This window comes from Spirillospora sp. NPDC049652 (genome assembly GCF_040675125.1).
Taxonomy (GTDB): domain Bacteria; phylum Actinomycetota; class Actinomycetes; order Streptosporangiales; family Streptosporangiaceae; genus Spirillospora.
On the sequence record NZ_JBFAOF010000183.1, the window covers coordinates 1 to 9,966 of the forward strand.

General features: G+C 70.5%; 15 protein-coding genes and 1 pseudogene. 7 read left to right on the top strand and 9 right to left on the bottom strand.

Going from position 1 to position 9,966, the window contains the following annotated elements; genetic code table 11:
- Positions 1 to 80: 80 nt before the first annotated feature.
- A complete protein-coding gene (locus tag AB0J52_RS14900) occupies positions 81 to 563 on the bottom strand; it encodes a hypothetical protein (protein ID WP_500182133.1) in 483 nt (160 codons plus the stop codon).
- A gap of 357 nt (positions 564 to 920) precedes the next feature.
- Here AB0J52_RS14900 and AB0J52_RS14905 point away from each other — a divergent pair, with 357 nt between their 5' ends.
- The gene (locus tag AB0J52_RS14905) at positions 921 to 2,651 is read left to right on the top strand and encodes an alkaline phosphatase D family protein (RefSeq protein ID WP_500182134.1); all 1,731 of its coding nucleotides are present in this window, start codon (positions 921 to 923) and stop codon (positions 2,649 to 2,651) included.
- Positions 2,652 to 2,690: 39 nt separating this feature from the next.
- Here AB0J52_RS14905 and AB0J52_RS14910 read toward each other — a convergent pair whose 3' ends face one another.
- The 5 genes from AB0J52_RS14910 to AB0J52_RS14930 form a co-directional block, all read right to left on the bottom strand.
- Complete coding sequence (locus AB0J52_RS14910; protein ID WP_500182147.1) at positions 2,691 to 3,152, bottom strand: nuclear transport factor 2 family protein; 462 nt, start codon at positions 3,150 to 3,152, stop codon at positions 2,691 to 2,693.
- A gap of 128 nt (positions 3,153 to 3,280) precedes the next feature.
- Entirely contained in the window at positions 3,281 to 3,820 is a 540-nt protein-coding gene (locus AB0J52_RS14915; RefSeq protein WP_500182135.1) for a DUF6879 family protein, read from the bottom strand.
- A 39-nt stretch (positions 3,821 to 3,859) separates the two neighbouring features.
- The gene (locus tag AB0J52_RS14920; protein WP_500182136.1) at positions 3,860 to 4,057 is read right to left on the bottom strand and encodes a hypothetical protein; all 198 of its coding nucleotides are present in this window, start codon (positions 4,055 to 4,057) and stop codon (positions 3,860 to 3,862) included.
- 1 nt (position 4,058) lies between these two features.
- Entirely contained in the window at positions 4,059 to 4,232 is a 174-nt protein-coding gene (locus AB0J52_RS14925; protein ID WP_500182137.1) for a hypothetical protein, read from the bottom strand.
- Positions 4,232 to 4,546 (bottom strand): hypothetical protein, encoded by a 315-nt coding sequence (locus tag AB0J52_RS14930; RefSeq protein ID WP_500182138.1) that lies wholly within the window; start codon positions 4,544 to 4,546, stop codon positions 4,232 to 4,234. The genes AB0J52_RS14925 and AB0J52_RS14930 overlap by 1 nt, the downstream gene beginning before the upstream one ends.
- Before the next feature lie 113 nt (positions 4,547 to 4,659).
- Between AB0J52_RS14930 and AB0J52_RS14935 the strand changes: the two genes are divergently transcribed.
- The 4 genes from AB0J52_RS14935 to AB0J52_RS14950 all read left to right on the top strand — a co-directional run bounded on the left by AB0J52_RS14935 (position 4,660) and on the right by AB0J52_RS14950 (position 6,484).
- Positions 4,660 to 5,466, top strand: a complete 807-nt coding sequence (locus AB0J52_RS14935) for a helix-turn-helix domain-containing protein (RefSeq protein WP_500182139.1) — start codon at positions 4,660 to 4,662, stop codon at positions 5,464 to 5,466.
- On the top strand, positions 5,463 to 5,651 hold the full coding sequence (locus tag AB0J52_RS14940) for a DUF397 domain-containing protein (protein ID WP_500182140.1): 189 nt from the start codon (positions 5,463 to 5,465) through the stop codon (positions 5,649 to 5,651). Before AB0J52_RS14935 ends, AB0J52_RS14940 begins: the two co-directional genes overlap by 4 nt.
- Before the next feature lie 49 nt (positions 5,652 to 5,700).
- Positions 5,701 to 5,883, top strand: coding sequence for a DUF397 domain-containing protein (locus tag AB0J52_RS14945; RefSeq protein ID WP_500182141.1), 183 nt, complete (start codon positions 5,701 to 5,703; stop codon positions 5,881 to 5,883).
- Positions 5,884 to 6,049: 166 nt separating this feature from the next.
- Positions 6,050 to 6,484, top strand: coding sequence for a TIGR03618 family F420-dependent PPOX class oxidoreductase (locus tag AB0J52_RS14950; RefSeq protein ID WP_500182142.1), 435 nt, complete (start codon positions 6,050 to 6,052; stop codon positions 6,482 to 6,484).
- Positions 6,485 to 6,514: 30 nt separating this feature from the next.
- On the opposite strand, the gene AB0J52_RS14955 is transcribed toward AB0J52_RS14950, so the two are convergent.
- Positions 6,515 to 6,973, bottom strand: a complete 459-nt coding sequence (locus tag AB0J52_RS14955) for a hypothetical protein (protein ID WP_500182143.1) — start codon at positions 6,971 to 6,973, stop codon at positions 6,515 to 6,517.
- Between the two features lie 144 nt (positions 6,974 to 7,117).
- Between AB0J52_RS14955 and AB0J52_RS14960 the strand changes: the two genes are divergently transcribed.
- Entirely contained in the window at positions 7,118 to 7,765 is a 648-nt protein-coding gene (locus tag AB0J52_RS14960; protein ID WP_500182144.1) for a TetR/AcrR family transcriptional regulator, read from the top strand.
- A 5-nt stretch (positions 7,766 to 7,770) separates the two neighbouring features.
- Here AB0J52_RS14960 and AB0J52_RS14965 read toward each other — a convergent pair whose 3' ends face one another.
- Complete coding sequence (locus AB0J52_RS14965; protein WP_500182145.1) at positions 7,771 to 8,871, bottom strand: ATP-dependent DNA ligase; 1,101 nt, start codon at positions 8,869 to 8,871, stop codon at positions 7,771 to 7,773.
- Positions 8,872 to 9,128: 257 nt separating this feature from the next.
- Between AB0J52_RS14965 and AB0J52_RS14970 the strand changes: the two genes are divergently transcribed.
- Positions 9,129 to 9,542, top strand: a complete 414-nt coding sequence (locus tag AB0J52_RS14970) for a hypothetical protein (RefSeq protein ID WP_500182146.1) — start codon at positions 9,129 to 9,131, stop codon at positions 9,540 to 9,542.
- 58 nt (positions 9,543 to 9,600) lie between these two features.
- Here the strand turns inward: AB0J52_RS14970 and AB0J52_RS14975 are convergent.
- Positions 9,601 to 9,966 (bottom strand): annotated as a pseudogene (locus AB0J52_RS14975) (glycogen debranching enzyme); the annotation flags it as partial.

The following is a 9,966-nucleotide window of genomic DNA, read 5'->3' on the forward strand; positions in this document are numbered from 1 at the left end:
GCGCCGGTTGCTTCCGTCTCGATCGCCAGCAATGTGACTTGTTACTGGTTGCCATGTGGCATCCGGCTATATGCTTTCAACTACACAACGTGAGAGTCGATCAGCAGCGGCTCGCGGTCCTCGTCGCGCAGGCCGATGCGCCCGATGTAGAAGGTGTCGCCCGGCTCACCGGGCCGGTCCGGACGGTGGTCGACGCGTCCGAAGCACAGCCCGTGCTCGACGCCGAGCAGCCGGGACAGCGTGCGCGCCGCCTCGTCCGTCGCGACCGACTTCTCCAGCTGGGCCTGGAGGCCGGCGCCGCCCCCGCTGAGCGGCCCCTGGCGCAGCGCCCGCTCGGCGGCGTCGCGCTCGGCGTCGAGCCGCGCGTACATGTACCCGACCCGCGCGTTCTCCTCGCGCAACGCCACCTGCACCGCGTCCTCGGCCTGTACCGCGCCTTCCGCCCGCACCGCGTCCTCGGCCCGGACCGCCTCGCCGGCCCGCCCCGCGCCGTCCGCCGTCGCCCCGCCCGCCACGGATCCGCTGTCTCCCACGTGCACCATCCCCGCCTCACCGTCGTTCACGTCGCCTGCCGCCTCTCGCCCCGACCGTCCGCCGCGCCACCGCCGTCCCGGCCCACCGTGCCGGACCGGCGGCTCCCCGTCCTCCCGCCGCCCCGGAAGCGGTGGCCTCACCTGGCGGGTTGACGGAGCGCGGTTGACGTGTCTCCCCTCTCCTGGTACTCTGAATTTCAGAGTGGGTTAAGTCTGTTCGGTCGAGCCAAGGTTTAAGAGTTTAACACTCCCGGCGGCTCCCTGATCCCCTTTCCAAGATCTTTTTGGTCTCCTTCCGTACGCCCGCACGTCACCCGGCCGCCACGGCGGGTCCATGACGCCTCGCGACGCTGTCCGACGACACCCGCCGGACCCCGAGAGGCCGTCATGCCAGAAGCCCCCCACCTCCCCGCCTCGCCCCGTCCCACCGAGCCCGCGCCCGCCCTCGGACGGCGGTCCGTGCTGGCCGGATCGCTCGCGCTCGGCGCCGCCGGGGCGCTCAGCATGGCCGGCGCGCCGTCCGCCACGGCCGCCACCGCCGCCGCGTCCCCCGGGCACGGCCTTCCCTCCGACCCGTTCACCCTCGGCGTCGCCTCCGGCGACCCCGACCACGACGGCTTCGTCCTCTGGACGCGCCTGGCCCTCGACCCGCACGCCGCCGACGGCCTGGGCGGCATGCCCGCCCGCGCCTTCCGGGTGGAGTGGCAGATCGCGGCGGACGAGCGGTTCCGCCGGATCGTCCGGCGCGGGACGGCGCAGGCCCGCCCCGAGTCCGCGCACAGCGTCCACGTGGAGCTGAACGGCTTGGCCGCCGGCCGCGACTACTGGTACCGCTTCCGCGTCGAGGGCCACGTGTCGCCCGCCGGACGCGCCCGCACCGCCCCGAGCCCGTTCAGCTTCGGCGGCCCGCTCGCGATGGCCTTCGTCTCCTGCTCCCAGTACGAACACGGCCTGTTCACTTCGTATCGGCGCCTCGCCGAGGACGAACCGGACCTCGTCCTCCACCTGGGCGACTACCAGTACGAGTACAAGAAGGGCGACTACAAGATCCCGGGCGGCAACGTCCGCGACCACGAGGGCCCCGAGACCGTCTCGCTCGCCGACTACCGGCACCGGTACGCGCAGTACAAGAGCGACCCCGACCTCCAGGCCGCGCACGCCGCCGCGCCCTGGCTGGTGGTCTTCGACGACCACGAGGTGGAGAACAACTGGGCGGGAGCCGTCCCCGAGGAGGGCTCGAACACCCCGGCCACCGCCGACTTCCTCAAGCGCCGCGCCGCCGCGTTCCAGGCGTACTACGAGAACATGCCGCTGCGCCGCGGTTCGCTCCCGCACGGCCCGGGCATGCAGCTCTACCGCCGGATCCGCTGGGGCCGCCTCGCCAACTTCCACATGCTCGACACCCGCCAGTTCCGCGACGACCAGGCGTGCGGCGACGGCTACCAGAACTGCGCCGCCGCGGACGACCCGTCCCGGACGATCACGGGCGGCGCGCAGGAGAGGTGGCTCGTGGAGGGCTTCCGCCGGTCCGCCGCCCGCTGGGACATCCTCGGCCAGCAGGTGTTCTTCGGCCAGCGCGACCGCGACGCGGGCCCGCTCAAGGTCACCAGCATGGACGCCTGGGACGGCTACACCGCCTCCCGCGAGCGCATCACCCGCGGCTGGGTGGACGCGCGGGTCCGCAACGCCGTCGTCCTCACCGGCGACGTCCACGCGCACTGGGCCGGCGACCTGAAGCTGGACTACGACGACCCGTCCGCCCGGACGGTCGGCAGCGAGCTGGTCTGCTCGTCGGTCACCACCGGCGGCGACGGCGCGGACGGCGACGGAACGCACCCCTGGTTCAAGCACAACCCGGCGCTGAAGTTCTACTCGAACCAGCGCGGCTACGTCCTGACCCGCATCGACCGTGACCAGATGAAGGCCGATTTCAAGACCGTCGACACCGTCCGCACCCCGGGCGCGGCCGCCTCCACCAAGGCCACCTACGTCATCGAGGACCGCGTCCCCGGCCTCAAGCAGACGTATCTGCGCCCGTACACCCCGCCCAAGGGCTTCGCCCGGTCCAACGCCGACCTCGACCGCCAGACCGTCGAGGCCGAGACCGACCGTCCCTGACCGTGTTCCCGGCGCCCGCCCCGCGTGGGCGCCGGGCCGTCAGACCCCGTGATGCTCCCGCACGGCGTCCAGAACGTCGCCGAGCTGCCCCCGGGCCCGCGCCGACCGCAGATGGTCCAGGTAGTCCCGCGACTCGACGATCTTCCCGTCCCGCACCCGCATGACGAAGACCGCCGGAACGCTGAACGCCTCCCCGGTCTCCACCACCGTCCCCTCGTACCGGAACTCGGCCACGATGACCTCAGGATCCGCGGTCTCGTGAACCACGATCCCGACCGGCCGCCGCCGCAACGTGTGCCCCGGGCTCACTCCAGGCGGCGGCCCGGCGAAGTGCGCCCGCAGCTCCTCAAGCGACCGCAGCGGAGGCGCCTCAAGCGGATGAAACGGATGCTCCACATGAGTCCGCTCGGCGTAAAGCTCAAGCACCTCCTCCACCCGCCCCTCACACACCCCATGGACAAGCCGCAAGAACACCTCACGCGGGCTGAGAACCTCGCCCACAAGCCCCTCCCACCCCTGATCGCCGCCCGCGCCCAGCCCCAACGAGCACGCTGACGCGCCGCCGGGACGACGTGAGCGCCGCCGCGCCTGAACCTGCCCGGCAATCTAGTTCGCCAAAGAACTATTCGTCAACGAACTATGTAGGGGTGGAAGTCAGGATCGAACTTGGAATGGTCCACGCCCCTGGCCCAAGCGGCTTCGAACGCCGCATACGCCAGCCTGGCCGAGGACTCCCGGGCGTCCTGTTCGACCTCGCTGAGGATGCTGTCGCCGGAGAAGTGGTTCCAGTAGACGACGGCGCGGTCGATCAGCCAGAAGTCCGCACCGGTGAGGCAGAGATCGGCTGCGTCGCGGCGGGCGAGCCATCGGACCTGTTCGCCGGCGCCGATGTTCATGCTCGTCGTCCAGTGCAGGTAACGCGTGTACTCGCTGACGGGGGTGCCGACGATGCGGGCGCGACGCACCGCGACACCGCGTGCGACGGTTTCCCGGACGAGCGACACCCAGGGCGCGAACCTGTCCGCCGGGTCGTAGCCGATCCCGGCCTTCCAGTCCGCGAACGTCTTGGACGGAGGGCCATAGAAGTCGCGCAGTTCAAGGTGCAGGGCCTCATGGTCGGCGTCGCGGAGCATCGCCGCGAAGGTCTCCTCGAAGTTCTGCGATGACACGATGCGCCTCCGTGAGCACGGGTCTCGTAGGTGTTGGTGTCAATCCTCGGTGTCCCACGGTGACTGCGGGGCCGAAGGTGCGGTGAAGAGGCGGTCGAGGTTGGCTTCGGCGAGGGCGTGGACGGCTCGAACCGTGCCGGGGAGCAGGCCGTAGGTTTGCATGGCCTCGGTGTAGGCCGCCGAGGCGACGTCGAGCGCCTGCCTCAGCAAGATTCTCTGGGCTTGCTCGCGATCCATTTCAGCGACCCTCCGTCCAGCGGTTCCGGACGGTGTCGTCCGAGGTGGGACGGTCGAAGCGGTGGCGGCCGGGCGGGTGACGCAGGGCGAGGCGGCGGAGGGCGGCCACACCGAAACACGCGGCGGCGAGCACGCAGGTAGTGGCTAGGAGCGGGATGAGCAGAGCGTTCGCCATCACATCGCTCCTGTGAGGTCGACGCGGAGTGCTCGGGCGAGCGTCGACGCCTTGTCGGCGAGGGTGTCGCCGGGGATCTCGCCGTAGCAGTCGGTGCGGAAGACCACCTCGTGCGCGCCACCGGGCACCTCGATGACGCTCACGCGGATGGTCCGGCGGATCTCCGGGACGCGGCGGTTCACCAGCTCCAGGAACGCGTGCCCGTTGACGCTCAGCAGCAGCTTCCCGAGCTCGTCATGCCACGGTGAGAGCTCTTGGTAGAGCATTTCCAGGTGGTCGCGTTCGGTCCGCGGAGTGGGGAAGAAATACGACATGTTTGGACCTTTCGAATTTCGCCTGACTGGCGTTGACTCTGGTCATAGAATCCTCCGCAAGAGCTCGTCGCGCCATGAGTTGTGGACGGGTTACTACAAACAGGGAGAGGTCGATGTCCGTAGCCGAGTCGCTGAACCCGTACGACTCCCTCTGGCATGCCGTGGCCGTTTACCTGCGGAAAGAGCGCAAGCGGCGGGAGCTCACCCTGGAGCAGGTCGCTCAGATCATCGGAGCGGATCGGCAGCGCGTAGGAAACTATGAGGCCAACCGTCTCCAGATCACCAAGGAGCACGCCGAGCTTCTCGACAGGGCATGGGGAACCGCCTTCTCGGTCATGCGGCATTTCGCTGTGCTGTTCGGTAATGAGCAGGACTGGGTGAAAGAGCTTTGGGACTACGAGAGAGACGCCTTGGTGATCAAGGCTTACGTCGCGCACTTCATCCCCGTCCCTCTTCAGACGGAGGCGTATGCGCGTGCCGTCATCAACAAGATCCGAATCGCGCCCGACGTCGAAGCCGCAGTGCGTAACCGCATGACCCGGACCGAGAACCTGTTGGGGCAGGACACGTCCCTCTGGGTGTTGATCGACGAGGATGCGCTGGAGATGGAGTGGATCGAGTCGAGTGAGCTGAAGAGGGAGCAGCTCCAAGCACTCCTCGATCTGAGTGAGCGGCTCAGTGTCCGCATCGTGGAGCACCGCCAACGCACGCACGTGGGCACGGATGGAAACTTTGAGCTGATCGTCACGGAAACGGGCTGTGATGTGGCCTATGTCTGGGCTCAGATCGGTGGCAAAGTGGTCCACGTATCCGACCAGGTGCGTGAGCTGTCACTTAGGTGGGAACGAATGGGGGCAAAGGCCCTGACCGAAGACGGCTCGCGAGAGTTGATCCGACAGAAGTTGGAGCGTCTGAAGTGAAGATCGTCTGGCGTAAGAGCAGCTACTCCGGCGGTGGCACTGGTGGTGGCGGTGGTGACTGCGTGGAACTCGCCGACCTCGGCGGGGCTGTGGGCGTCCGTGACAGCAAAGCCCCCAAGGACGGTCATCTTTCGTTCGGCCGCGAATCTCTGGCGGCGCTCATCAGGCAGATCAGACAGCACTAGCTGCCGCTCGACCTGCCCAAAGCGCGCGACGGATTTTGGAGGCGCGGCTGTGAGAACGGCCTGGCGTAAGAGCAGCTACTCCGGTGGCGGAAGCAGCGGCGGGGACTGTGTGGAGTGCGCGGACCTCGGCGTGTCTGTGGGCGTGCGGGACAGCAAGGGTCCGGAGTTCGGTCACCTTTTGGTCGGCCGGGCGGAGCTTGCGGGGCTCGTCCGGCGGATCAAGGCCGGCTGATGGCCTGAGGGTGTGAGTTCGGGTTCGGGTCGGTGCCTTCCGGGCGCCGACCCGAACTGTTCTCGTGAGGTGTGTGGCCGTTGTCGGTCAAGGGGCGGGGCGGCGGAATGGGGCAGGGGGGCCGGGGGCTGTTTCTTCTAACCAGCTTCGGCGAGGGGAGTGCGGCGTGACGCGGGTGATGACGGCGGACGAGCGGGAGGGGTTCCTCGCGGAGCCTCGGGTCGGGGTGCTGAGCGTGGCGGCGGAGGACGGGCGGGCGCCGCTCGCCATGCCGGTCTGGTACCTGTACGAGCCGGGCGGCGAGATCCGCTTCATCACCGGCGGAAGCAGCCGGAAGATGCGGCTCGTCCGGGCCGCGGGACGGGTCACGCTGACCGTCCAGGACGAGGCGCCGCCGTATCGGTACGTGACGGTGGAGGGCGACGTGGCCGGATACGAGGAGCCCGCCGATCCGGCGGATCGGCGGGCCGTCGCCGAGCGGTACCTCGGAGTCGAGGGCGGGGCGGCGTATCTCGCGTCCACCGCGCATACCGCGCTGGAGACGGTGCTCGTGCGGGTGCGGCCGACGCGGTGGCTGTCGCGCGGCGAGTCCATGGGGTGAGGGCCGCGCCCGGCTCCAGGTCGCGGGCGGTCAGGTGGGGGTGACGGTGGAGGCCAGGGCGCTGACGAGGCCGTCGGCGCCGGTGGGGTCGGCGGACTCCAGTTCGAGGACGTTGCCGTCGCGCAGGTGGATCGCGAAGTTCGCGAGCTTGATGGTGACCTGGGCGCGGGATGCCGCGCGGCGCTCGACGCCGGCGACCTGGCGCAGGTCGACCTCGACGACCAGGTCCTTCGCGCGGCCCATGACCAGCCAGGACTGGGAGAACAGCAGTAGGCGGCGGTCGGTGACGGCGGCGACCATCTTGGCGGGCAGCCCGTTCGCGCCGGTCGCCTCGACCAGGCGGATGCCGGTGACGTTGCCGAGCGCCGCGTAGTAGCCGTCGCGCTTCAGCGTGCCGGGCAGGCTGACCATGCAGCTCGCCAGCAGGTGCTCGCCGGGCTGCGCGGCCTGCTGGAACGCCTTCTTGACCGGCCAGTCGCGTGCGGCCATGGGGGGGATCCCTTCTGTGGGGCTCTGGTGCGGATGATCGTTGACTGTACAGCCAGTCAGTCAACGGTGTCCGGCGGTTTCGGGGTTCCGGCGGGGAAGCGGGGACAATGGGACGTCGTCGTCCGCCGTCCGAGGGGGTCCGGCTTGTCGCCACGGTCCGAGGAGACCAACCGGGAGCTGCGCGAGCAGTCCCGCCGCCGCATCCTGGGCGCGGCTCTGGAGCTGTTCGCCGAGCACGGGTACGAGGGCGCGACCGTCGCGCGGATCGCCGCCCGCGCCGGGGTCGCGCGCGGCCTGGTCCCCTACTACTTCGGGACCAAGGAGGCCCTGCTGGAGGAACTGCTCACCGAGGCCATGACCGGCGCCTTCGGGCTGGCCGCGCCCGCCCCGGACGAGACGACCGCCGACGAGCGGCTCGCCGGGCTGATCGACCGCGTCCTCGGCGCCGCATACGGGGCGGTTCCGGTGCAGCGCCTCGTCCTGTGCCTGATGCTGCAGCCCGCCACCCGCGAGGTGTACGCGCGCGTCGAGGCGTCCCACGAGGCCGCGGTCACCGCGTTCGAGGACGGCATCCGCTCGATCTTCGCCGATCGCGGCGCGCCGGACCCGGCCCTGGAGGAGGTGCTGCTGCGCAGCGTCCTCGAAGGCGTGATCTTCAAGCTGGCCGTCTACCCCGGGACCTACCCCCTGGAGGACGTCCGCCGCCGCGTCCACGCCATGTACGGCCTGACGCCCGCGGCGCCCCTGCTACCGGACGCCCGGCCCCGACCCGCGACCCGCCTGCGGACCTGACCCGGTCAGGGCTTGCGGTAGGTGGTGTCCTCCGCCGTGTGCGGGGTGTGGAAGATGGCGTCGAGGTCGTAGTCGACCGGCACCTCGAGCTGCTCGTAGGTGCAGGACTCGGGCGTGCGGTCGGGGCGCCAGCGGCGGAACTGGCCCATGTGCCGGAACCGGTCGCCCTCCATCGCCTGGTAGGCGACCTCCACCACCAGTTCCGGACGCAGCGGGACCCAGGACAGGTCCTTCTTGCCCGTCCAGCGGGAGACCGCGCCGGGCATGCGGTCGACGGTCGCCTCGTCCTGCTCGGCCCAGCCCGCCCACGGGTGCTCCGACAGGTCGTCCAGGTTGTAGGGCTTCAGCTCGTCCACCAGCTCGGCGCGGCGCTTCATGGGGAACGAGCCGACGACGCCCACGTGCTGGAGCCGGCCCTCGCTGTTGTAGAGGCCGAGCAGCAGCGAGCCGACGATCGGGCCGGACTTGTGCCAGCGGAAACCGGCGACGACGCAGTCGGCGGTGCGCTCGTGCTTGACCTTGAACAGCGCGCGCTTGTCCGGCTGGTAGGGGATGTCGCGGGGCTTGGCGATCACGCCGTCCAGGCCGGCGCCCTCGAACTCGGTGAACCAGCGCCGGGCCAGCTCGACCGAGTCGGTCGCGGGGGTCACGTGGACCGGCGGCCGCACGTCGGCGAGCGCCTCCAGGAGCCGGGTGCGGCGCTCGCCCAGCGGGACGTCCATCAGCGACTCGTCGCCGAGCGCGAGCAGGTCGAACGCCACGAACGAGGCGGGCGTCTGCTCCGACAGCAGCGTGATGCGGGACGCCGCCGGGTGGATGCGCTGCTGGAGCTTGTCGAAGTCGAGCCGGGTGCCGCCGCGCAGCACGATCTCGCCGTCCACGACGCAGCGTTCCGGGAGCTCCGCCTTCACGGCCTCGACCAGCTCGGGGAAGTACCTGGTCAGCGGCTTCTCACCGCGGCTGGACAGCTCCACCTCGTCGCCGTCGCGGAAGACGACGCAGCGGAACCCGTCCCACTTCGGCTCGTACAGCAGGTCGCCCTCGGGCATCGTCTTGACGGCCTTGGCCAGCATCGGCGGCAGCGGCGGGCTGATCGGCAGGTCCATGGGTCCATCATGGCTGGCGCCGCCGACAGAACACCGCCCCGGGGCGTCCACCGGCGCGTCCGGGGACGCGCCGACCTGCCGGAACCCTTCGCCGACGGCGGACGCCCGGACGTTCCGGCCGCGTTCCCGCGCCATCCCCGGGGCGCGCGACCCGTGCCTTGATCACGATCAGTGGTGCGATCCTCACGAAAAAGCCGTGCGGGGGTGGGGAACGCGCGACACTCGGGGGTGGGGAACCACGCGGGAGGGGAGCCGGGGTGGAGTTCGCCGCGCTCGTGGCATGGATTCTGGCCGCCCTCGCCGGGGCGCACCTGCTGGTGCGCTGGCTGGCGGGGGGAGGTCTGCGCGGCCAGCCGGCCAAGGTGACGCGCTTCCCGGCGGCCGTCCTGCTCGGGCATCCCCTCTCGGCCCTCACGGGCCTGGCCACCTGGGTCCTGTTCGTCGTCACGGGCCGCGTCTGGTACGCCTGGCTCGCCTTCGCGATCCTGCTCGCCGTCGCTTTCCAGGGCCTCCTGCTGTTCACCCGCTGGCTGGTCGGCGACACCGGCGGACGCCACGCTCGCGGCGCCGACCAGCCGTTCCCGGCGACGGCCGTCGTGGTGCACGGCCTTGTCGCGGTCACCACCTTCGTCCTCGTCCTGTTCGCCGCCCTCACCGCCGCCCGCCGGTAGCGCCGGCCGCCCCAAGCGGAGCGCGCCTACCCGCGGGCGGCGTCGCGCCGGACCAGGTTCAGACGCGGCGCAGCACGGTGAGGGAGTGCTCGACGATCTCCAGCTCGTCGCGCGCCTTCACCCGGGGACGCTCGCCGACCGTGTCGGGCGCGGCGGTGTCGAGCGCGACCTCCCACCGCTCGCCGTAGTCGTACCCGGGGACGGTGAAGTCGACGGCGGCCGAGTGCGCGTTGATCAGCATCAGGAACGAGTCGTCGGTGACCCGCCGCCCGCGCGCGTCCGGCTCGCTGATCGCGTCGCCGTTCAGGTAGACCCCGAGCGACTTGGCGAACCCGGCGTGCCAGTCGTCGTCGGTCATCGGCTCGCCGGACGGCGTGAGCCAGGCGATGTCGGCGTCGTGGCCGTCCAGTTCGGCGACGATGAC